This is a genomic window from Blautia sp. JLR.GB0024 (assembly GCF_037000545.1).
Classification (GTDB): Bacteria; Bacillota; Clostridia; order Lachnospirales; family Lachnospiraceae; genus Blautia; species Blautia celeris.
The window spans coordinates 47472-70373 of record NZ_JBANBF010000011.1 but is presented as its reverse complement, the minus strand read 5'-3'; the positions used below and the strand labels follow the sequence as shown (position 1 = coordinate 70373).

Genomic DNA, 22902 nt, shown 5'->3' with positions numbered 1-22902 from the left:
CAAGATATAGTAAAATGAAATAAATAAATAAAACAGAAACCAAAATTAAAAAAATGAAATAAAGGAGAAGAAAAATGGAAGAAATGAGAAGAGTATCGCTGTCCATGTTCAGCGATAAGGATCTGCAGAGAGTACACGATTACTCTATGAAGCTTCTGGCAGAGAACGGTGTCAATATTCCCAGCGACAGAGCACTTGAACTTTTTAAGAAACATGGTTTCCGTGTAGACGGCACACAGGTTTACATGACAGAGTCGCAGGTCAGGGATGCGCTGGAGAAAGCTCCTTCGCAGTTTGTGATGCATGGACTTGATTCCAAGAAGAGCATTAACCTGGGCGGCGGCGATTATGGCGTACCCGGCCCCATCGGACCGGTAAATGTAACGGATCTGGACAACGGCATCCGCCGCGGCACGCTGCAGGATGTGATAAATCTGGTCAAGATCTACCAGGGCAGCAAAGTCATGACCATGAATTCCAACAATGGTGTTGAGGCCAACGATGTGGACCCGGTCAACCGCCATCTTGAAATCATGCGTGCTCTTTTGAACCATACGGATAAACCCTTCTATACCAAGCTGTTTTCTTATGAAGAAATGCATCAGGCGATTGATATGGTAGAGATTGCCGCAGGTGAGAAGTTAGTGCCGGGCGGAAAAGTATATCTGGCACCGGGGTCTGCGCCTTCTATGAGTCCTATGTCCTATAGCCGCGAGGTGGCTGACAATATCATTGCGCTGGCTGAGCGCGGACAGGCTGTTACCATGGGAACTGCCACAAGTACAGGGGTAACCGGTCCTATCCGTATCTTTGGTACGATCACCATGCAGAATGCGGAGATCCTGGCAGGTGTTGTTCTGACACAGCTTGTGAATCCAGGCAATCCTGTAGGCTATGGAGTGGGTGCCTGCCCCGGCAATATGAAGGGTGCCACTTACTGCTGTGGTTCTCCGGGACGTGTGATGCTTCAGATCGGTTCCATGGAGATGGGCAAAAGGTTTTACAATCTGCCGTCCAGAACGATACCTTACAGCACAGATGCCCTGAACTGTGATATCCAGTGCGGTATTGAATCTTATGAAGGCACCATGGCGAATATCCTTTCGGGTGCAGATTACCAGTTATCTGAGATTGGAACCCTGGACGGCCTTATGACTACTTCCTATGAAAAAACCATTATCGATGAGGAAATCACCAGCCGTCTGCTCTATATCAGAAACGGCATCGACGTATCTGAGGAGGCTGCCTCTTTAGAGTCCATCATGGAAGAGGGAAGCGGCGGCCAGTTCATCACCAGTGATGATACCCTTGATTATATGTACGATTCCTGGTATCCGGACTATACTGACTGGAACAGCAATTATAAGAAGAGGCCAATGGAGGATTATACCTATGTTCTCCGCCGCGCCAATGAGGAGTGGAAACGACGTCTGGAGGAAGCACCGGAGACCTTGCTTGATAAGGGGACAGCCGAAGAGATTGACGCATATGTAGAAAAACATAAAAAATAAATGAAGGAGAAGGTATATACTTATGGGATTTAAAAGAATGTTTGATGCGGTGGAGACTCATTGCGGTGAGCCCATGCGTGTAGTCACAGGCGGTATTCCCACTATACCGGGGGATTCCGTTTACGAACAATGCCGATGGCTGGAGAAAAATGATGACCAGTTCCGGAAACTGATGCTGAGGGAGCCCAGGGGATATCCGCCGCTGTGCTGCAACCTGATCGTTCCGGCAAAAGACCCCAGGGCAAAAGCAGGATATATTATTATGGAACAGACGGAATATCCTATGATGAGCGGGGGCAATACGATTTCCGTTGCCACTGTGCTTTTGGAGACAGGAATGATTCCAATGGAGGAACCATTTACGGAGTTTTATCTGGAAGCTCCGGCGGGTCTGATCAAAATCAAAGCGGAATGCCATAATGGAAAATGTACACAGGTGACCTTCTCCAATGTCCCGGCATTTGCTGTATATCTGGATAAAGAGATTGATGTGCCGCATCTTGGAAAAGTGAAGGTGGATGTGGCATGGGGCGGTATGTTCTATACTCTGATCGATGTACGCCAGTTCGACGGCCTGAAGCTCATTCCTGAGATGGGGCGTGAGATCGCAAAGGTGAGCGCACTGTGCATGCAGGCAGCCAAAGAACAGCTTCCCGTGGAACACCCGGATTATCCCGGTGTGGGAATCACCATCTCAGAGCTGCATGGACCTACAGAAAATCCGAATGCGGACTGGCAGAGCGTAAATACGGTATTTACCGGTGATATCGACTTTGACAGGCCTGAGACCTGGACCGGAGCATTGGACCGCTGTGCATGCGGGACCGGGACATGCGCGCTCATGGCCGCCAAATATGCAAAAGGCGAGTTGAAATTAAATCAGCCATTTAGACGAGAAGGACTGATTGGTATTATATTTACCGGTCATGCTGTTGAGGAAACAGAAGTTCATGGTCATAAAGCAATCATTCCGACCATAGGCGGAGAAGCGTGGATATATGGATACAGTAAATATGTGCTGGATGAGACTGATCCATTCCCGAATGGGTTTACCGTAGGCGATATCTGGTAAAACCATAAGCACCCTGGTCTCCCTTCGATTGTCTCCTTTCCCGCTATGATGGCATACGGTAGGCTGCCGTCATAGCGGGAATATATTTTATGCGGAAATATACGTTACGGGGAAACAATAAAAAGACACAGGAGCTGAAAAAGAGGAGGAAACAGAGAATGGGGAAATTCTTTAAAAAAGTAGATAAAGATGCGTTTGTAGTGCCTGCGATATTGACGGTAATCGTTTTGATCATCGGGGTAGCTGCACCGGAAGCCTTCGGCAAAGTCATCAATGTGGCTTTTAGCTGGATCTCAAGTAATCTGGGCTGGCTGTACGATGTGGGGCTGTTCTTCCTGCTTTGCTTCTGCCTATGGGCAGCATTCAGTAAAGTGGGAAAAATAAAATTAGGCGGAAGAGACGCAAAACCGAACATGAGTATGCTGTCCTGGATCGCCATCACATTTACATCAGGCATGGCTCTGGGCGTGGTATTCTATGCCACCGGCGAGGGACTCATGAATTTCATGGACCCGCCGGCGTTCACAGGCCTGGCCTCCGGCAGCCCGGAAGCGGCTGAGGCGGCATTATCCTATGTGTTCTTCCACTGGGGATTCCATCCGTATGCGATTTATACAGCAGCAGGACTGGGATTTGCCTTTGTGTACTGGAACTGTAAAAGGAGCTTTTCTTTGTCATCAGGATTATATCCCCTGTTGGGAGAGAAGGGCGAAAAAGGTCTGCCCGGTAAGCTGGTAAACTGGATTTGTCTCTACATCATGGTTGCCACCCTTGGAACCAATATGGGACTTGTAACTTTACAGCTCTCGGCGGGATTGAAGTATGTCTACGGAAATACCATACCAGACAGCATCATGGCACCGATCATCATCGTTGTCCTGGCCTCCTGCGGTATTCTATGCGCATGTTCGGGCATACATAAAGCTATCAAATACGTGTCCAGTACGAATATGGTTATTTTTATCATTCTTGTGACATGGGCATTCATCTTTGGAGGAACACAGTTCACCATCAACAACATGGTCACTTCTGTGGGACAATACCTGAAGATTCTGATTCCGGAATCCTTTTATCTGGAACCGGCCATTAAGAGCGGCTGGATCGGTGACTGGACTTTATTCTACTGGGCGTGGTGGCTGACCGTGGCACCGCTCACCGGACTGTTCCTGATCAAGCTGGCAAAAGGAAGGTCTATCCGCCAGTTCATTATGGTTAATATGTTTATCCCCATCGGATTCATTGTCATCTGGTTCGGCACGTTCGGTTCCTCCGCTATTTTAAAGCAGATGAACGGACATGACATCTGGGGAGCTATCCAGGAATTTGGATTCCCGGTTTCTATGTTTGCGTACTTAAAGACCCTGCCCTGGGCGCAGATCATGGCGGTTCTGGGATTTGCGGCAGTCCTGCTCTCTTTTCTGACCCAGTCGGAATCCATGACTTACACCATGGCCGGAATGACATCCGCAGATAAAAGTGAGACAGATTCTGGTGAACAGAAGTCACCGGCATTTTTAAAGGTCTTCTGGGGAGCCTCCATCGCGGTCATGGGATACGTGCTTTTACAGTCAGGAGGCCTGAACGCGGTACAGCAGTCCGTGGTCATGCTGGGGCTGCCGGTGCTCCTTATATTGATTATTAATGCAGTGGCGTTTATAAAGGCCGTGACGCATCGGGAGAAATATGATCTGACTCTGACGGAAGAGCAGAGACAGAAGCTGATCGCTGAGAAAGAGGCAGAAGAATAAGATTATAGATGATTAAGGGAATGTGTGATCCATATCATACATTCCCTATATTTGGAGGTTTTTTTATGAATATGTATAACTGGATAGAACAGATGATCTATGCGAGAGACAAAAAACCACTTCCACTGCTAACCTATCCTGTGGTTCAGCAGTTGTATGTGACTGTCAAGGAGCTTGTATCGGACAGCGCACTCCAGGCTGTGGGGATGCGGCTGATTGCAGATAAATACCAAATGCCTGCGGCAGTCAGCTACATGGATCTGTCTGTGGAGGCGGAGGCCTTTGGGGCTTTCTGCGTGTACGGTGTGGATGAGATACCTACAATCACAGGTACTCTTATTGAATGCGAGGAAGATGCCGAAAAACTAAAGATACCGGAAATCGGTGCCGGGAGAACCGGGACAGCTATAGAAGGCGTAGCCAAAGCCACGCGCCTGATAACGGACAGACCTGTTTTTGCCAACTGTATCGGTCCGTATTCTCTGGCCGGCCGTCTGATGAATGTGAATGAGGTCATGCTTCTGTGTTATGAGGAGCCGGAGATCGTACATACCGTGCTTGGAAAGGCCACGGATTTTCTGATCCAATATATAAAAGAATTCAAACGGACCGGGGCCAACGGCATCATCATGGCAGAACCGCTGGCGGGAATCTTATCACCGAATCTCATGCAGGAATTTTCTACAGATTATGTCCGCCGGATTGTAGATGAAGTACAGGAAAGGAATTTTGTGGTGATTTATCATAACTGCGGCAATGCTGTGGAAAAACTGGTGCCACAGATTGTAGACACCGGGTGTAAGGCATATCATTTTGGCGACGCTGTCAACATGCTCACCATGTTGGAGGCAATGCCCAGGGATTGTCTGGTGATGGGGAATCTCAGTCCATCCTCTGTGTTTAACAACAGTACACTTCAGGATGTTAGGCTAAACACACAAAGACTGCTCAATGCATGCATTGACTACAATAACTTTATCATTTCCTCCGGCTGTGACCTTCCCGCGGATACGGATTTTGACAGTATCGATGTGTTTTTTGAAACAGTGGAGGCTGCGTATTATAAAAAAATGTTGTTTGAATCCATAATATAAACAATTTAGACAAAAGTATAGACGAATATTTATGCAAAATTTAGAGATATTGTATTTGAAAAATGAATAATAAAATGGTAAAATGAAATTAGAAATTATAATAATGAAATAAATAATAAAATTATGAAATGAATTGAAAGGAGATTGAATCATGGCAAAAGCAAAAGCAACTGCGGACACCAGCTTATGCAAGGGTTGCCGCCTGTGTGTAGGGGTATGTCCGGTGAAAGCCATTGAGCCTCTCACTGAGATCAACAAAAAAGGATACGAGATCATCAGAATCGATGAAGAAACCTGTATCGGATGCGGACAGTGCTATAAGATCTGTCCCGATTATGTATTTACCATTGAGTAGAAGGAGGCAGAGAAGATGAGTAAAGGATTTCAATTAATGAAAGGCAATGAGGCGATCGCTGAGGCTGCTCTCCGTGCAGGGTGCCGCTTCTATGCAGGTTACCCTATCACGCCCCAGAGTGAGATACTGGAATACATGTCAGCCAACATGGCGGACCGCGGGGGCGTCTTCATCCAGGGGGAAAGCGAGATCGCAAGTATGAGTATGCTGTGGGGAGCTGCAGCATGCGGTGAGCGTGTAATGACAAGCTCTTCCGGTCCGGGGTATGATCTGAAGCAGGAAGGGATCTCCTATCTTTCCTCCTACAATCTTCCGGCGGTCATCATAGATGTCATGCGCTACGGTGTAGGCGACGGTGAGATCACAGAGGGTCAGGATTCCTACTGGCTGGCGACCAGGGGCGGCGGCCACGGAGATTCCAGGCAGCTTGTCCTCACACCGGGTTCCGTGCAGGAATGCGCAGAGCTTACATACGAAGCTTTTGACCTGGCTGAAAAATACCGCACTGTGGTGATCATCTTAAGCGATGGCGGAATCAGCCAGATGATAGAAAAGGTAGTCCTTCCCGAACCGAAGGAACATGACAGAAGTAAATTTGACTGGGCGATCAAGGGTGAGAAGAAAAAAGATGAACCGAAAGTAAAGGTCACCAATCTGGATCGTTCCATGGATTACAGTGCATACGATGCGATGGTACGGAAAAAATTCTCCGATATGTATCACAATGAGCAGCGCTGGGAGAATTTCATGACAGAGGATGCCGAGCTTATCCTTGTTGCCTATGGAATCTCTTCGAGAATATGCAAGTCAGCAGTGAGAAGAGCCAGAGAAGCAGGCATGAAACTGGGCCTCATCCGTCCCATCACGGCATGGCCTTATCCGAAAAAAGCCTTTGAAAATCTCCCGGAGGGATTAAAAGGGCTGGTAACTGTTGAGATGAGCCTCTCCTCCCAGATGGGACTGGATATCCGTCTGGCCACAGAGTATAAGGTTCCCCTCTACGGTTATCTGACATCAAAATATGTTCCCACAACTCAGGGAATCGTAGACTTCTGCAAAGGGGTACTGGCAGGAGATGTTAAGGAACTGGAGGTATATTGATATGGCAGCTAAAATGACAAAACCGGAAATGATCAACCAGCAGGTGGGATGGTGTCCCGGCTGCGGCCATGGTATCATACAGCGCCTGATTGCAGAGTGCTGCGAGGAACTGGGGCTTTGTGAAAAGACCATCCAGGTCGTGGATATTGCCTGTGCTTACTGGTCTATTGACACTCTGAACTGTGACGGCATCGCAGGTCCTCACGGGCGCTGCGCGGCAGTGGCCACAGCAATCAAAAAGGTTTATCCGGATTCCAATGTCTACGTCCATGCAGGGGATGGGTGCTCTTATGTGATCGGCCTTTCCGAGACCTGCTACGCGGCCCAGAGGAATGTTCCAATAACTATGATCGTGGTAAATAACGGAATATTCGGCATGACCGGCGGTCAGATGTGCCCGGCGACCACTCTGGTGGGAGACAAGACAGTCAGCAGTAAAAAAGGAAGAGATGACAAGGTGGCAGGAGAGCCGTTCGATATGCTGAACATCCTTCAGAATTATAAAATCGCATATGCGGCTAGAGGTTCCCTGTGTGATCCGAAACACATTGATCAGACGAAGAAGATGTTAAAGAAAGGCTTTGAGAACCAGAGGGACAAGAAAGGATTTTCCATTATAGAGATCCTTTCCCCATGTCCGACTAACTGGAAATTATCGCCGGCAGATGCCATGAAGAAGATGAAAGAGGAAAATGAAAAGGTATTCCCGGTGAAAGTATATGTAGATAATGGGGGTGACGAATAATGGCTGATATTATGTTTGCAGGTATCGGTGGTCAGGGCGTATTGACAGCCGGAAAGATCCTGATCGAGATCGCGGCAGAGCACGGCAAAAATGTGAGCTGGACCAGCGAGTATTCTGCGGAGATGCGCGGAGGCATTGCCCTCTGCCGTGTGGTGGTATCCGATGAGGAGATAGGAAGTCCTTACCCGGATTACCTGGATGTGCTGTGCTGCATGAATGAGGACGCGTATGACAAATATGTGTCTGATATGCGGGAAGGAGGCTGCGTGATCATCAACCGCTCCGTATTCGGAGAAAAGCAGTTCCCGAAAAATGTGAAGGTATACGGTGTGGATGCTATGGAAATTGCCTCAGAACTGGAGAACCAGAGAGGCCTGAACCTGGTAGTCCTGGGGGCCATGATCAGGGCTACCGGCATGATGGATGTAAATGAGTTTGCAGATACACTGGAAGCTTATTTCAATAAAAAAGGCAAAGCAAGTGACAAAAACGTGCAGTGCTTTATGATGGGATATGAAAAAGCGGAGAAGATGCAGTGAGGGCTGATATATGGATTTGAGAAAATTATTGAAACCAAGGACAGTTGCCATCGTAGGTGCCAGTGAAAAAGCGGGATTCGGCGGTGATACCACCCGCAATTACCTCAAATTCTCCGGGAATCTGGATCATCTGTATCTGGTGAATCCGGGAAGAGATGAGATCTTCGGCCACAAGGCATACCACTCCCTGTCAGAGATAGAGGGAGATGTAGATCTGGTCATTCTGTGTACCCCCCAGAAGACTATACTTTCCTTATTACGGGAAGCGGCAGGGAAGAACTGCGGCGGAGCCGTGGTCTTTGCCAGCGGATACAGTGAGACGGGAGCGGAGGGGAAAGAGCTTCAAAGAGAGCTGGTCCGGGAAGCCGACCGCCTGGGAATCGCGGTCATGGGGCCGAACTGTGCGGGGTTTGCCAATTTCATTGACGGTATCTTTGCGTTTGCCTTTCTGGTGGAGGAACGGGACCGTTCCGGCAATATCGGTATGATTTCCCAGAGCGGACAGATCGTGCTTGGAGGGCTGGACAGTCCGAATATGGGATTCTCCCATGTGATCTCCTCCGGCAACTCCTGTAATGTGAAGGTGGAAGATTATCTGGACTTTCTAGTGGAGGATGAGGATACAAAAGTCGTGGCTGCATACATAGAGGGCGTGTCAAAACCGGAGAAGCTGGTGGAGACATTCCGCAAAGCGGCAATAAAGAAAAAACCGGTTGTGGTATTGAAGACAGGCCGTTCCGGCAAAGCGCAGGAGCTGGCAAAATCCCACACAGGCTCCCTTTCCGGGGCAGATAAAGTCTTGAGAGCTGTATTTAAGCGGTACGGTGTCATAGAGGCCAGGGATCTGGAAGAATTATGCGGTCTGGCTGCTGCATTTTCCTGGCTGGAAGAGCTTCCTAAGGGGGAGAGATGCGTATTCATGAATGTTTCCGGCGGCGAGGCCGGGGTCATGGCAGACCTGACAGACGAGTTCGGAATCCGCCTGGCGGAATATCATCCGGAGACGAAAGCATATCTTCAGACTCTTGTTCCGGATTATGGTTCCGTAAATAATCCTTTTGATATGACAGCGGGAATCGGATACAACACCCCGGTCATGGTTCGGGCCATGGAGGCCATCTCAAAAGACGATCATGTGGATGCCATCTGTATTGCCTATACCATCACGCCGGAGATCTGGGATGACACCATCTCCCATATGGTGGAGGCGGTATCCATTGCCAGAGAGAATCCGGGTATGAAACCGGTATTCTGGATTCCATTCATTGAGCACACAAGGCATCAGGCGAGTGCGGATATCCTGCAAAAAGCAGGCGTGCCTCTGCTCCCGTCAGGGCGCTACGGATGCCGAATCTTAAAGCAGGTGCTGGATTTTGCCAATTTTGAATACCAAGATACAGAAGCGGCGGTTCCCGAAAGAACACATGGGTCTTCCAAAGGACTCAGCGAGTACGAGAGCCTGAATTATCTGAAAGCACACGGCGTTGCGATTCCGCCCCAGGCTGTGGCTGCCACAGCAGATGAGGCGGTAAAGGCAGCCGGGAATCTGGGATATCCCCTGTCCGTGAAGATACATTCTGCTGATATTCAGCATAAGTCTGATGTGGGCGGTGTGAAATTAAATATCAGGGATGAGGCAGAGCTTCGCCTGGCATTTGAGACGGTGATGGATAACTGCAGGAAAAACGCGCCGGATGCGAAGCTGGAAGGTGTACTGCTAAAACCCATGCTCAAAGCCGGAGTGGAGATGATCATCGGTGTGAACAACGATAAGGATTTTGGCCCTATGATCATGGTGGGAATGGGCGGTGTGTTCGTGGAGCTGTTCAAGGACGTGCAGCTCGCACCGGCGCCGCTCACCAGGGAGCAGGCAAAAAAAATGTTGGAGAGCCTGAACTCTTATCCCCTGCTGAATGGCTACCGCGGTAATCCGGTATGTGATAAGGAAGCGCTGGCGGATATGCTGGTGAGCATCAGCGAGATGGCAGCTAAGGGAAAGGACAGCATAAAAGAACTGGATATAAACCCGGTGTTTGTGACGGAAGAGGGCGTAGCCATTGCAGACGCACTGCTTGTACAGTATATAGATTGATAAAAAATAAGCGGAGGAAAGAATATGGAACTGAAAGAATTAGTGAGCATGGAAGCATCCCCGGCACTGGGGCCTTACTGTCACGGAAGAAAATACGGCAATATGATCATTACCTCAGGCCAGATTCCTCTTACAAAAGACGGGGAATATGTATATGAGATCAAAGCGGCCACAACGCTGGTGCTGAACAACCTGCTCAGCATTGTAGAAGCGGGCGGCGGATGCAGGGAAAGTGTGGCCCGTGTTGACGTGTACATCAACAGTCTGGACGATTTTGCTGCCATCAATGAGGCCTATGCGGAGTTTTTCGGCAGCCACAGACCCACCAGAGTGTGCGTACAGGTGGAGGCGCTCCCGGAAAATGTCCCTCTGGAAGCATCCATGATTGCTTTTGCTGAGGAATAGATTGGTATACATATTCCAGAGAACATAAAGGAGATTGATAATGAATAGAATCGCATTAAAGGGCGGCCTGCTCATCGACGGCACAGGGGCCGCGGCAGTAAAGGACAGCCTGGTGCTGGTGGACAACGGTAAGATCACATATGCCGGCCCGGGAAAAGCGGTACCTAAGGGATATCATATAACAGATATTTCCGGTAAGACAGTGATGCCGGGATTGATCGATGCACATCTGCATTTTTCCGGCAATCTCACAGACAATGACAGTGACTGGGTGCTGGAGGACAACATCCAGAAAGCGGTGGTGGCTGTACAGCAGTCACATGAGTGCCTGGAAACAGGTCTGACGACCGTGGGGGAAATCTCAAGATTCGGCATCCATATCCGGAATATGATAGAGGCGGGTGTCATGAAGGGGCCGAGAGTAGTGGCCTCAGGCCTTGGGTTCTGCGCCACATGCAGCCACGGGGATTCTCATAAGGTATCTATAGAGATGAACAGAGAATCTCATCCGTGGGCAGAGTGTGTGGACGGGCCTTGGGATCTTCGCAAAGCCGTGCGTCGGCGTCTCAGGGAAAACCCGGATGCTATAAAAATCTGGGCTACGGGAGGCGGTATCTGGCGCTGGGAGACGGCTATGGACCAGCATTATACCATGGAGGAAGTGCAGGCAGTTGTGGATGAGTGTAATATGCGTCACATTCCTGTCTGGTCCCATTGTTTTGGAAGCGCGTACAATTCTGCTAAGGCAGGAGTTCATTTGATTATACATGGACAGTCACTGGATGACGAGACACTGGATATTATGGCGGAAAAAAATATTGCTTTTTGTCCAACCATCAACTTTATGCCAGCATGGTTTGATACGTTCCCTCCAAAATACGATCCAAAGCTCCACGACAAATATCCGGGAAATTCAGTGAAAGAGAAAGAATTAAACCGTATTTATGATAATTTGAGAAAAGCCAGCGCCAAGGGTATTATTCTCACAATCGGTTCGGATTCTTTTAACTCTCAGATGACGCCTTATGGAGAGACGACTGTCGGGGAATTGTACGCATTCGTAGAGAAAGCGGGAATCAGCGAGATGGATGCCATTGTGGCCGCTACCATCAACGGTGCAAGAGCCCTTCGTGTGGGAGATATTACAGGCTCTCTGGAGGAGGGCAAAAGCGCTGACCTGCTGGTTATAGACGGCAATCCCCTGGAAGATATCAGGACCATAGCGGCAGAGCATATGGATGTGATCATGAAAGAAGGAGATTTTGTAAAAAACCGCCTGGAAAAGTAAATATAGAATAGAAGCAGACCGGCAGGGAATGTATCATTCCGCTGCCGGTTTTTTGTCACTGCATTTCCCTGAAAAGAACATAATTTTACCATATAAAATACAAATTCTCCCCCATATTTTCCAAAGCCGTTTTTTGTTACAATAAATCCATCAAGAAAAGAGGTAACAAACCGCGGAAACTGTTACAAGATGATGGAGGATAAGAAAAAATGGAGAATTTTGTTGCATCACCGGAGCGGCTGATCATCGGCGCCCTTCTGGGATTTGCCGTGCTGCTGTTCATGATCATTAAGCTGAAGGTACAGCCGTTCCTGTCAATTATGCTGTCTGCCCTGATTATCGGCCTGGCAGTAGGTATGCCTTTTACCATGATTACAGATACTTTATCTGAGGGTGTGGGAACCACGCTTCAGACCATAGCCGTATTGATCGGACTGGGTTCCATGTTCGGAGCAATCCTGCAGGTGTCCGGCGGTGTGGAGGTGATCGCCCAGACACTGCTTGATAAGTTCGGAGAGAAAAAGGCTGCCTGGGCGTTAGGCGTCACGGGCCTTATTGTGGGAATGCCGGTATTTTTTGAATCAGGCCTTCTGATCCTCATTCCCATTGCGTTTGGAATTGCGAAGAAAACCAACCGTTCCATTTTCCACTATGCCATTCCCCTGCTGGCCGGACTTGCCATCGGGCATGCCTTTATCCCGCCCACACCGGGTCCTGTGCTGGTGGCAGAGATGCTGAATGTAGAATTGAGCTATGTGATCATCCTGGGCATCATCATCGGGATTCCGGCCATGATCCTGGCCGGCCCTGTGTTCGGAAAATTCGCAGGGGACCGATATAACTTTCCGGTGCCGTCCTCCTTTGAGCAGAATGAGAAGAAGATGGTGGAGGGAAAACTTCCGTCCTTCGGCACCGTGGTGGCCATTATACTGCTTCCGCTGTTTCTGATCATCCTGAATACCCTGTCATCCGTGATACCGTTTATGAAGCCGCTGAATCCGGTACTGACCTTTTTGGGAACCCCTGTGATCGCCCTTCTGCTGTCCACGATCACGGCCATGGTGTTACTGGGAATGCGCCACGGCTACACCAGGGAGGAGCTGACAAAGATCATGACAGAATCCCTGTCATCCGCCGGAAATATCATTCTGCTGATCGCAGGCGGCGGTATGCTGCGCTTCATTCTCCAGAATTCCGGTATCGGTGAAGCCTTCGGAAATTTCGTGGGAGGCCTTCCCCTGCCGCTGGTACTTGTGGCATTTTTGATCGCTGCTGTGGTGAGAATCTCCGTTGGTTCTGCCACGGTATCCATGACAATGGCTGCCGGGATCATGGCATCCATGCCGGCCATTGCGGATCTGTCACAGATTCAGCTCGCCACTATCACCATTGCCGTGGCAGCAGGCGCTACTGCCTTCAGCCATGTAAATGACTCCGGGTTCTGGCTCTCCAAATCCCTCTTTGAGGTGGATGAGAAGACAAATCTGAAGACCTGGACCGTGATGGAAACGATCATAGGCATCGTCGGTGTCATAGGCGCCACGATCATCTGGTTTATTGTACAGTAAGGTAAAAAAAATAAGAGAGGTAAAAAATTATGAAGTTATCATTTCGTTGGTATGGAAAAGAGGACAAGGTTACATTAGAAAATATCCGTCAGATTCCGGGCATGCACTCTATTGTGACTGCAGTCTATGATGTCCCTGTGGGAGAGGTCTGGAGCCGGGAGAGCATAGCGGAGCTTAAAAAGCAGACAGAGGAGGCCGGCCTTCACTTTGAAGTCATTGAGAGCGTTCCCGTACATGAGGATATCAAGCTGGGCAAGCCGGCAAGAGACCGCTATATTGCCAACTACTGTGAAAATATCAAAAGACTTGCAGAGGCAGGCATCAAATGTATCTGCTATAACTTTATGCCCGTCTTTGACTGGACCAGGACACAGCTTGACCATGTGCTGCCGGACGGCTCTACCTCCCTTGTATACTACCAGGAGCAGGTAGACCAGGTAAATCCTCTTGCCAGTGACAGCGACCTGACACTTCCGGGCTGGGATGCCAGCTATACAAGGGAAGAACTGAAACAGGTGGTGGCTGAGTACAACAGCATGTCCGAGGAGGATCTGTGGGATAATCTGAAATACTTCCTGGAAGCAGTGATCCCCACAGCCGCATCCTGCGGTGTAAATATGGCGATCCATGAGGATGATCCCTGTTGGAGCATTTTCGGCCTTCCGAGGATCATCACCTGTGAGGAGAATCTGGACAAGTTCCTGAAATTAGTGGACGACCCGCATAACGGCATCACTCTCTGCACCGGCTCTCTGGGCTGCAGCGCAGAAAATGATGTGGTCAAAATGGCCGGAAAATACGCCGCCATGGGAAGAATTCACTTTGTCCATGCCAGAAATGTGGCTGTCCTGGAGGACAACAGAGGATTTGAGGAGAGGGCACATCTGTCAGCGTGCGGAAGCCTGGACATGTTTGCCATCCTGAAGGCCCTTCATGACAATGGATTTGACGGCTACATCCGTCCGGACCACGGCCGCATGATCTGGGGAGAGACAGGAAGAGCGGGATACGGCCTGTACGACAGAGCACTGGGAGCCACATACTTAAACGGAATCTGGGAAGCCCTGGATAAAATAAACAGATAGAGAATACGGACCGGCATATGGGGAACAGAATGATTTCTCATGGGCCGGTCTGTTTTCCTGTTCCCAAAACCTGTGGTATGATAAAATAGAAAATGGAAACGGAGGGAGCAATATGAGAAAAATACGATTTCTGTCTGCTGTCCTCCTGCTGGCATTGGCCCTTACAACAAGCGGATGCGGCAGCAGGGATACAGAACGGGAAGAACCTTCAGAGACAAACACCATGCAGACAAATGACCGGAAAGTGGCATTTGTACAGAAAAGCATGAACACATATTTTCATCGTCTGTTAGACGCCTCTCTCAGAAATGATACCCAGGAAGCGGGATGGGAATTCCGGGAGGCAGTGGCGGATTACGACCAGACACGGCAGAACCAGCAGATGCTGAACTTCTGCGCCGGTAACCCGGATGTGATCGTGGCGGCGTCTATCGACAAGGACGGTATCAACTCTGCTATTGAGCAGATAAATGAAAAAGGCGTTCCCGTTGTTCTGGTAGATACGGAATCCACAGGCGGACAGGTCAGTCTTACCATAAATTTTGACAACTATAAAGCCGGAAAAATGGCGGCACAGGAGATCGTCAGGCTTCTCACAGAGAAATACGGGGAGCCAAAAGGCATTGTCTGCCATGGCTACGGCAGTGAGGAGAGCAGCGCCTGGAAAGCCAGAAAACAGGGATTCGAGGAGGAAATCGGAAAATACGAAGAGATCCGGTGTATCTCCGCTGATCTGAAAGGCGACCCGGAGGAGGCCAGGTCATGGCTTACTGGTGTTCTGGCGGATGGCACGCAGATAGACGCAGTCCACTGTTCCAGTGACCATCCGGCAAGAGGTCTTGTGCAGGCTCTTAAGGAGGCGGGAATGTGGAAAAAGACAGGGGAGGCGGGACATATTATCTTTGTCACCATTGACGGGGACCCATTTGCCGGAAAACAGATCCGCGGAGGGTATTACGACGGCAGTGTAGTGCAGGATGCCCTGGCGTACGGGGATGTGCTGGTGCAGATGCTGGATGGTTACATTTTTTCCGGAAAAGCGGTGCCTGTGGGGGAATATGCCCTGGCGGATACCTGGTTCAATACCTATGAAGTGCAGGAGGATGAGCGGGGAAGACACGCGGTCATACCGCCGTATTATATGAACCGGGACAACGTGGAAGACGGGCGGCACTGGTATAAAAAAGCAGAGGAGCAGTGGGGCTATGCATACAATGATTCGCCGGATACGGAAACTGAAAATTGAAAAACGCCTGAGGACCTTCTTCTTCCTGGCATCCATTGTACCTGTCCTGATCCTGGGAATCTGCAGTGCTGTACGTTCCTATGAGGAAATGAAGGGTATGGCTGTGGAATATTCTGCCGCCATGGCAGACATTTCTTCCGGAAACATGGAGCAGCATTTCTCAAAATACATCAGCCAGATAGAGGCCGTGGAGGAGAACGAGACGCTTCTGCGGCAGCTTTCAGTCTACAGCAGCGCGGACTGGGATGAGAAAAAGAGGACGGAGAACGAAATGCGCCTTCTGATAAACAGTATTTTCGGGCAGAACCAGGAGGTAGACACTGTGGAGATCAGCAGTGCCGACGGGGCGAAGTTTTATTATCCATCGCCGGTCACGCAAAAGGAATCCCCCCTGCTTGCCAGGACAAAAGCCTCGGAGGGGCCGCTGTGGAGCTTTATCCCGAAAGAAATCGGTACAGACCGGGAGAATTATATTGTGATCTCCAAGACAATGGAACCCTACGGTAATATTGTCCTGGCCCTGAAAAAGGATTATGCGGAGACGCTGTGCCAAAACGCAGGGGCGGGAAAGCAGTGGAAAACAGCCATATTTGACGGAAGCGGCGTGCTGGTGGCAGGGGAGGATGCCTTTGACCGGATGTCCGGGGAGAAGGGGAACATCACTTCCACGGACCAGGGAAGGATGTTCACCTCCGGCCATGTGATCACAGCCATGCAGTGGAAGATCGTAAACGGAGTGCCCTATTCTTATCTGCTGGGTGGTGTCTATCAGCAGACTGCTGTTCTGGTGGTTTTGCTGGCAGCAGGACTTCTGGTGGTATTCTTTCTCTCGAGGATCATGACAACCAGTATCACGGAACCTCTCGGAAGGCTGACGAGAGCTATGGAACGTGACGGGTGGAGTGAACTTCTGACAGACGGAGGAAGGGATGAATACCATGAACTGATCCGGGGCTTCAACCGGATGAATGAGCGCCTGGGGCATATGGGAAATGAAGTGCTGCAGATGGAACTCAAAGAGAGCCGTCTGGAACGCATTAAAAAAGAGACGGAGCTTTCCGCTCTGCAGAAACAGATCAATCCCCATTTTCTCTACAATACCCTGGAGACAATCTATTGGAACGGGCAGTATGAGGGAGCGGAGGAGATCAGTGACGTGGTGATCGCGGTGGGGAATTATTTCCGCACCATTATCAGCAAAGGGCAGGAGTACACAACGGTAGGGCAGGAGGCTAAGAGCGTGGAGAACTATCTGTTTCTTCAGAACCTGCGCTTTGGGGACAGAATCAAAATCTCCTGGAAAATCCAGGAGGGAATAGAGGACTGTCAGGTAATGAAACTGATCCTTCAGCCGGTCATGGAGGACATGATCAATGAGGCTCTGGAAGAACGGGCAAAGGAAATTCAATTTTATGTGGAGGGAAAGCGGGAAGAGGGCAGGATACGTTTTTTTATAGGCGGTGTGCCGCAGACCACTGCACAGCATTTTCAGGAAAAACAGGATTTGCCCGGCTGTGACAATGTGGATCAGCGCCTGAAGCTTTATTTCGGAGAGGCTTATGGGATAGCAATAGAAGAAAGCGGGATCAACATTCTGGTGCCCATAAAGGAGGGGGATGTATGACGGAAATATTGAGAAAACTATCCATAAAGCGCAGGATGGTCCTCTTCTTTTGCCTCCTCTGCCTTTTCCCTATACTGCTTCTCCTCTGCTTTTCCGGGTGGAGCGGCCGGTATCAGGCGGAAAATGGTGAGCAACGGTTTACGAACATGTATCTGGAACAGGGGCAGAACCAGTTAAATGCCTATCTGGAAGAGTATGAGCAGAAAGTCAGATATCTGACAGAAAACCCGGATCTGCTGGCTGATGTCTATCTGTATCATGAAAACTGCAGTTACCGGGGGGAAACCACTGCGTCCAGAATAGAGAGTATCCTGTACCATGCCTGCAGGGAGGAGGCATTCTTTGACTATGGGATTATTTTATCAGAGGACGGCAGTGTGTTCTTAAAAGGTCAGGATATGGAGGCGGAGGCTAGTTATTTTCAGAAGCTTATGGAATCCGAAGGGGAGAAAATAACTGCGAATAAGCCGGTTTTCCTTACAGGGGAAGACGGAAATGTGTATCTGGCAGGTCTTCTGAGGCCCGGTCTGGAGCCGAAACAGATTACGTGTTATCTGATCCTCAGATGTAATATGGATGCGTTCGGGGAAATAGTTGCACTGCTGAAACGGACACAGGAGCAGAGATTCAGCCTGATGGGGGAAGAGGGACAGGTATTATTTAGTGATGCGGAGGCTGCTGTTGATGCGGAGGCTTCTGTTGATGCGGAGGCTGCTGCTGATGCGGAGACTACAGATGAGGCAGAGTTTTCGGATGAGACAAAGACCTCGGTGGATGCAGCGGCCCCGGAGGCGGTGAATACCATACGCCTGAGAAATGGCTGGAATCTCACCATTTCCGGTGACACTATCTCTTCAAAAAATCCTTTTGGTATTCAAGGGCTGCTGGCCCTCATCCTTCTTCTTTTTTCAGCGGCCTGCATGTATCTGCTGGCAAAAAGCCTGACAATCCCTCTTGGGCAGATCATGGAAAAAATGTACCGTGCAGGTCTGAAAGGAGATATACAGGAAGCCACAGAGGAGAAAAATACAGCAGTTCCGTCCGGCGATGAGCATCACATGCTGGAACAAAAACTGACAGAGATGATCGGAAAACAGCGGGAACTGCGCGATAAGATGTATATGAGCAGAATCGGTGAGGAGAAGATCCAGATGCGCATCAAAGAGCTGGAACTAAATGCCATGCAGCAGCAGATCAATCCTCATTTTCTTCTGAACGTTCTGGAAACCATTTACTGGATGGCTGAGGAAAAAGGATATGAACAGACAGAGGAGATGATCGCTGTCCTGGGTGATTATTTCAAACTCTGTGTCTCAACTGCCGGGGAGTTCGTGACCATCCGGGAGGAGATAGAAAACGCAAAAAGCTACCTGCAGATACTTGCCATATTATATGAAAAGAATTTTGAAGTCCAATGGGAGACAGACCCGGATATCCTGGACGGCAGGACCATCAAACTGATCCTGCAGCCTGTCATAGAGAACGCATTTGAACACGGAATACGCAGTATGAAACAGGGCGGCCGTATCAGAATCACGGGCTGCCGTACGGAACACGGGGTAGAATTTGGGGTCGAGGACAACGGAAGAGGCATGACAGAAGAACGCCTGAAGGAAGTGACAGATTATATGAAGGACAGCAATTATGATCCGGCCAGAAGTGTTGGCACTAAGAACGTGAATCTGCGGATCCGCCTCTATTACGGGGAAGCATATGGTCTCTCCTATGAGTCAAAAGAAGGTCAGGGGACCCGGGCCGTCATAAGGATTCCCTGGGAGACAGGGGCCGGTACACAGGGAGAAAATGTCATCAGAAGCTGATAAGGGAACAGAAAAGGAGGCTTGGAATCATGTATAAGATCATGTTGGTGGAAGACGAAGCCATCATCCGCCGGGGCATCAAAAGAGGTGTCAAATGGGAAGACAATGGATTTGAGATAGCGGCAGAGGCAGAAGACGGGGAGGAAGCGCTGAAGCTTTTGGCGGAGACCGGCGTGGATGTGATACTCACCGATGTAAAAATGCCGGGAATGAATGGGGTGGAGCTGTCCAAAAAGGTGAAAGAACAGTATCCGCAGATAGAAATCGTCATTCTCAGCGGCTTTGCCGAGTTTGAATATGCGAAGGCTGCTGTCTCCTTCGGGGCCTTTGAATATATGGTAAAACCTGTGAGAAAACAGGAGATTGAAGCAGTCTTCGGCAGACTGAAAGAAAAGCTGGACCGGCGCTCCCGTGAGGAGGCAGAGGAACAGCGCCGCATGCTGGTATTAAATGAGGGCATGGAAAAGCTGAGAGAGACACTTCTTCTGGAACTTCTGGAGGGGGAGAGGAAAGCCTATACAAACCTGGAGGAAGAGATCATGCGTCTGGAGCTGGATCTGTCCACCCGGAATGTACAGGCGGCTGTCCTACGCACTGCTGCTTCTCAGGACACTGAGACAGGGGAGCTTAAACAGGCGTACCGGAAAATCTTACAGGAGTATGTCCCGGACGGGGTTTCTGTGATACGCAGTGAACAGGAGACGGTACTGGTCTTCTCTGATGTGGAGATGCAGAGGGAAGAGCAGCTCGCCGCCAATCTGAAAAAGGCAGCAGAAAAGATGAAAGAGGAGTGCTTCGGGGAGGCCAGACCAGAAGTGCGTGTAGGAATCGGAATGGTATACCCCTCCATCACCCATCTGTACAAGTCCTTTGCTCAGGCGAAAAAGGCCATAGATTCCAACTTCCATGAGGTAGGCCAGACTGTAAATCTCTTCAGGGACGGAATTGAGTATGAGTTTGAAAAACAGTGGATTCAGGAATACCCCAGAGAGATAAGCAGTATCACGGAGCTGGTACTGGCGGGAAAAGAGGAAGAGGTAAGGTCTTCCATAGAAAAAATGTTCACAGAATTTGAGCACAAGAAAATGAATCCGGAGCTTATAAAAAACTATTGCTATGTCCTGGGAATCATGCTGAAAAATGCGGTCTACGGCGTTCTGAAACCTGAACAGGAGCAGAGTTATCCAGACGGTTCCTTTGAGACAAGGGTGAAGAACGTCCTTTCCATGGAAGAATTAAAAGAGATCATGCAGCGGGCAGCCGGAGGCATGGTGCTCATGATGAAGGAAAACGGCGTGGAAGAACCGGCCAGGGACAGGCTTGTGATCGGCCAGGCAAAGGCCTATATAGCCGAGAACTACAGCAAAAAAATATCCCTGGATGAAATATGCCGGAATCTGTATCTGTCCACGACCTATTTTTCTTTTATCTTCAAAAAGGAGACGGGACAGAATTACATGGAATATCTGACCGGTATCCGGATGGAGAAGGCAAAAGAACTGCTTGGTACCACCACAAAGAAGGTCTATGAAATTGCCGGGGATGTGGGATACAGTGATTACAAATATTTCACGGCACAGTTTAAGAAATATACAGGGATGTCTCCGAAGGATTACAGACTGGGTGACAGGGCGGGACGGTAACAACAGAGTTTCATTAAAAATCCAGGGCAATGCATTTGGCGGCATTGCTCTGGATTTTTTGAATTTCTGATATATCATATAAGAGTGACATGCTATAATAAATGAAAACTGCCGAATTTTGTAGTGAGAGAGGGGACAAATATGGTAAAAAGAATAAGAAAGCAGATAGGGGTCAGAGGGAAAATATTATTGTCATGCCTGGGATTGATCCTGTGTGCGTTATTCCTGCAGACCCTTGTTTTTCAGTATCAGTCCTCCAGGCTGATCTATAAACAGACACTGGAAATCAGTGAGAATGCGATCAATAATATGAAAGAAGAGATGAATACTACGTTTGATGTTCTGCACAATATGATGATGCAGATATATAATGACAGAGATTTTATCAGTGATCTCTCCAAGTCTCATGACCCGGTAAAGATGCGGATGGGATATGCGGCTTTAGCCCGTGATTTTGCAAATGAAACCTTTGATACCTCTTATGGACTCGGTGCTCTGTATCTGTTCGATGCAGGCGAACATTTGATCAGCCGTTACCTGCTTGCCTCCAACAGCCACATTTCCTATTCCATTGATATCTATGAAGAGAATGAGGAGAATAATATGCAGGCAGTCAGGGAATACATCAATTCCGATGAGAGCGGTTTGCTCATTACCAGCTATTATAACAAGGGGCAGAGGCGGGATATCCTGCGCCTTGTGATGAAACTGTTCACGAATAACGGAAGAACCTGTACCGGATATATGATCTGTGATTTTGAAGAAAACTTTATAAAAAGGGTCATGGATAAATATTTACTGTTTGATGAACAGATGATGTGGATCCAGCCTGTTGGAGACAGGCCGGCTGCGATTTACGATACAGCAGCAGTGGAAGGAAAAGAATATTATGAACAAGTATCGGAAGATACCAGCAAGGGGTTGGATATAGAAGAAAAAGAATACTATTTTACTTCTACGACATTATTCAGTGTGGACTCTGCAAAATATAATCTGAGAATGATATCCCTGGTTCCGGACGCCTTGCTGAAAGAGAGCCAGAAGATTCTGAACCAGGATTTATTCATCACAGCTTTGTTTGTGACCGTTCTGTTCGTCTGGATTTCATCTGGTATCTCCCGACTGATATCGAAGCCAATCGTGTATATGACAGAGATGATGCGGCGTATCAGCAGCGGTGAGAAGAAACTGCGCCTTGACATCAAAACAAAAGATGAATTTGGCGAGCTGGGGCAGACCATGAATGAAATGCTTAATCAGATTGATAAACTTAATTACCGGGAATATTCATCTAAAATCCTGCTCAACCAGGCCCGTTATAAAGCACTGCAGGCACAGGTGAATCCCCACTTTCTATATAATACCCTCAATACCATGGGAGCCATCGCAAAGACTAAAAACTGTCCGGAACTTTCGACCATGTGCAGAGCTCTGTCCAATATCTTCCGCTACAGCCTGGGTATGAAGGAAATGCAGGTGGCGCTGGAAGAAGAGATACGCCATGTAAAAAATTATATGTATATTATGCGCATCAGACTTCAGAATGAAATAGACTTTCAAATAGAGGTAGAAGAACAGCTTCTCCTGGAAAAGATACCCAAGATGTCACTGCAGCCTTTGATTGAAAATTCAATTCTGCATGGACTGAAGAATAAAGAGGGGGACAAGAAGATAGTATTGTGGGGCGGACCAAGAGAAAATCATATAGTGATTACAGTGTATGATAACGGAACGGGTATGGATGTTGAGAGTATGAACAATAAGCTCTGGAACAGGGAATATGACCCGTTAAGCCAGGATAATACTATTGGAGTCGCAAATATCCATCACAGGATACAACTTCTGTATGGACATGAATGTGGGATCCGGTTCAGAAAAGCAGAGAAAGGTGGAACTCTGGCTGAAGTCTGGCTGCCTAAAAACAGAGAGGAAAGCCTGACAAGCCCGCAGAAACAGATATAAGGAG

Annotated in this window: 18 protein-coding genes; all 18 read left to right on the top strand. The window is 48.8% G+C overall.

The window, feature by feature from the left end:
• Positions 1-74 precede the first annotated feature (74 nt).
• The 18 genes from V8Q34_RS20420 to V8Q34_RS20335 all read left to right on the top strand — a co-directional run bounded on the left by V8Q34_RS20420 (position 75) and on the right by V8Q34_RS20335 (position 22898).
• Positions 75-1511: a trimethylamine methyltransferase family protein gene (locus V8Q34_RS20420; protein ID WP_335836215.1), complete on the top strand. Its 1437-nt coding sequence runs from the start codon at positions 75-77 to the stop codon at positions 1509-1511.
• A gap of 22 nt (positions 1512-1533) precedes the next feature.
• Positions 1534-2583: a proline racemase family protein gene (locus tag V8Q34_RS20415; RefSeq protein ID WP_335836214.1), complete on the top strand. Its 1050-nt coding sequence runs from the start codon at positions 1534-1536 to the stop codon at positions 2581-2583.
• A 158-nt stretch (positions 2584-2741) separates the two neighbouring features.
• On the top strand, positions 2742-4331 hold the full coding sequence (locus tag V8Q34_RS20410) for a BCCT family transporter (protein ID WP_335836213.1): 1590 nt from the start codon (positions 2742-2744) through the stop codon (positions 4329-4331).
• Between the two features lie 65 nt (positions 4332-4396).
• Positions 4397-5425, top strand: coding sequence for a uroporphyrinogen decarboxylase family protein (locus V8Q34_RS20405; protein ID WP_335836212.1), 1029 nt, complete (start codon positions 4397-4399; stop codon positions 5423-5425).
• Between the two features lie 151 nt (positions 5426-5576).
• Positions 5577-5780, top strand: coding sequence for a 4Fe-4S binding protein (locus V8Q34_RS20400; protein ID WP_033142177.1), 204 nt, complete (start codon positions 5577-5579; stop codon positions 5778-5780).
• A gap of 15 nt (positions 5781-5795) precedes the next feature.
• Positions 5796-6881, top strand: a complete 1086-nt coding sequence (gene vorB / locus V8Q34_RS20395; protein ID WP_103731415.1) for a 3-methyl-2-oxobutanoate dehydrogenase subunit VorB — start codon at positions 5796-5798, stop codon at positions 6879-6881.
• 1 nt (position 6882) lies between these two features.
• Positions 6883-7626 (top strand): thiamine pyrophosphate-dependent enzyme, encoded by a 744-nt coding sequence (locus tag V8Q34_RS20390; protein ID WP_033142175.1) that lies wholly within the window; start codon positions 6883-6885, stop codon positions 7624-7626.
• On the top strand, positions 7626-8165 hold the full coding sequence (locus V8Q34_RS20385; RefSeq protein ID WP_033142174.1) for a 2-oxoacid:acceptor oxidoreductase family protein: 540 nt from the start codon (positions 7626-7628) through the stop codon (positions 8163-8165). Before V8Q34_RS20390 ends, V8Q34_RS20385 begins: the two co-directional genes overlap by 1 nt.
• A gap of 10 nt (positions 8166-8175) precedes the next feature.
• Positions 8176-10257: an acetate--CoA ligase family protein gene (locus V8Q34_RS20380; protein WP_335836211.1), complete on the top strand. Its 2082-nt coding sequence runs from the start codon at positions 8176-8178 to the stop codon at positions 10255-10257.
• 24 nt (positions 10258-10281) lie between these two features.
• A complete protein-coding gene (locus V8Q34_RS20375) occupies positions 10282-10662 on the top strand; it encodes a RidA family protein (RefSeq protein ID WP_054350856.1) in 381 nt (126 codons plus the stop codon).
• Positions 10663-10702: 40 nt separating this feature from the next.
• Positions 10703-11950: a metal-dependent hydrolase family protein gene (locus V8Q34_RS20370; RefSeq protein WP_103731417.1), complete on the top strand. Its 1248-nt coding sequence runs from the start codon at positions 10703-10705 to the stop codon at positions 11948-11950.
• Positions 11951-12159: 209 nt separating this feature from the next.
• On the top strand, positions 12160-13518 hold the full coding sequence (locus tag V8Q34_RS20365) for a GntP family permease (protein WP_103731418.1): 1359 nt from the start codon (positions 12160-12162) through the stop codon (positions 13516-13518).
• Positions 13519-13547: 29 nt separating this feature from the next.
• Positions 13548-14603, top strand: a complete 1056-nt coding sequence (gene uxuA / locus V8Q34_RS20360; RefSeq protein ID WP_335836210.1) for a mannonate dehydratase — start codon at positions 13548-13550, stop codon at positions 14601-14603.
• Positions 14604-14715: 112 nt separating this feature from the next.
• Complete coding sequence (locus V8Q34_RS20355; RefSeq protein ID WP_335836209.1) at positions 14716-15849, top strand: sugar ABC transporter substrate-binding protein; 1134 nt, start codon at positions 14716-14718, stop codon at positions 15847-15849.
• A complete protein-coding gene (locus tag V8Q34_RS20350; protein WP_335836208.1) occupies positions 15809-17473 on the top strand; it encodes a sensor histidine kinase in 1665 nt (554 codons plus the stop codon). Before V8Q34_RS20355 ends, V8Q34_RS20350 begins: the two co-directional genes overlap by 41 nt.
• On the top strand, positions 17470-19293 hold the full coding sequence (locus V8Q34_RS20345) for a cache domain-containing sensor histidine kinase (protein ID WP_335836207.1): 1824 nt from the start codon (positions 17470-17472) through the stop codon (positions 19291-19293). The genes V8Q34_RS20350 and V8Q34_RS20345 overlap by 4 nt, the downstream gene beginning before the upstream one ends.
• Positions 19294-19322: 29 nt before the next feature.
• Positions 19323-20936 (top strand): response regulator, encoded by a 1614-nt coding sequence (locus V8Q34_RS20340; protein ID WP_335836206.1) that lies wholly within the window; start codon positions 19323-19325, stop codon positions 20934-20936.
• Between the two features lie 141 nt (positions 20937-21077).
• A complete protein-coding gene (locus V8Q34_RS20335) occupies positions 21078-22898 on the top strand; it encodes a sensor histidine kinase (RefSeq protein ID WP_335836205.1) in 1821 nt (606 codons plus the stop codon).
• Positions 22899-22902: the final 4 nt, after the last annotated feature.

Excerpts from the sequence above, each read along its gene's own strand:
- V8Q34_RS20345 (WP_335836207.1), top strand. The coding sequence starts at position 17,470 with ATGACGGAAATATTGAGAAAACTATCCATAAAGCGCAGGATGGTCCTC.
- V8Q34_RS20420 (WP_335836215.1), top strand. The coding sequence starts at position 75 with ATGGAAGAAATGAGAAGAGTATCGCTGTCCATGTTCAGCGATAAGGAT.
- V8Q34_RS20370 (WP_103731417.1), top strand. The coding sequence starts at position 10,703 with ATGAATAGAATCGCATTAAAGGGCGGCCTGCTCATCGACGGCACAGGG.
- vorB (WP_103731415.1), top strand. The coding sequence starts at position 5,796 with ATGAGTAAAGGATTTCAATTAATGAAAGGCAATGAGGCGATCGCTGAG.
- V8Q34_RS20365 (WP_103731418.1), top strand. The coding sequence starts at position 12,160 with ATGGAGAATTTTGTTGCATCACCGGAGCGGCTGATCATCGGCGCCCTT.
- V8Q34_RS20375 (WP_054350856.1), top strand. The coding sequence starts at position 10,282 with ATGGAACTGAAAGAATTAGTGAGCATGGAAGCATCCCCGGCACTGGGG.
- V8Q34_RS20415 (WP_335836214.1), top strand. The coding sequence starts at position 1,534 with ATGGGATTTAAAAGAATGTTTGATGCGGTGGAGACTCATTGCGGTGAG.
- V8Q34_RS20400 (WP_033142177.1), top strand. The coding sequence starts at position 5,577 with ATGGCAAAAGCAAAAGCAACTGCGGACACCAGCTTATGCAAGGGTTGC.
- V8Q34_RS20340 (WP_335836206.1), top strand. The coding sequence starts at position 19,323 with ATGTATAAGATCATGTTGGTGGAAGACGAAGCCATCATCCGCCGGGGC.
- V8Q34_RS20335 (WP_335836205.1), top strand. The coding sequence starts at position 21,078 with ATGGTAAAAAGAATAAGAAAGCAGATAGGGGTCAGAGGGAAAATATTA.
- V8Q34_RS20350 (WP_335836208.1), top strand. The coding sequence starts at position 15,809 with ATGCATACAATGATTCGCCGGATACGGAAACTGAAAATTGAAAAACGC.
- V8Q34_RS20405 (WP_335836212.1), top strand. The coding sequence starts at position 4,397 with ATGAATATGTATAACTGGATAGAACAGATGATCTATGCGAGAGACAAA.
- uxuA (WP_335836210.1), top strand. The coding sequence starts at position 13,548 with ATGAAGTTATCATTTCGTTGGTATGGAAAAGAGGACAAGGTTACATTA.
- V8Q34_RS20390 (WP_033142175.1), top strand. The coding sequence starts at position 6,883 with ATGGCAGCTAAAATGACAAAACCGGAAATGATCAACCAGCAGGTGGGA.
- V8Q34_RS20385 (WP_033142174.1), top strand. The coding sequence starts at position 7,626 with ATGGCTGATATTATGTTTGCAGGTATCGGTGGTCAGGGCGTATTGACA.
- V8Q34_RS20410 (WP_335836213.1), top strand. The coding sequence starts at position 2,742 with ATGGGGAAATTCTTTAAAAAAGTAGATAAAGATGCGTTTGTAGTGCCT.
- V8Q34_RS20380 (WP_335836211.1), top strand. The coding sequence starts at position 8,176 with ATGGATTTGAGAAAATTATTGAAACCAAGGACAGTTGCCATCGTAGGT.
- V8Q34_RS20355 (WP_335836209.1), top strand. The coding sequence starts at position 14,716 with ATGAGAAAAATACGATTTCTGTCTGCTGTCCTCCTGCTGGCATTGGCC.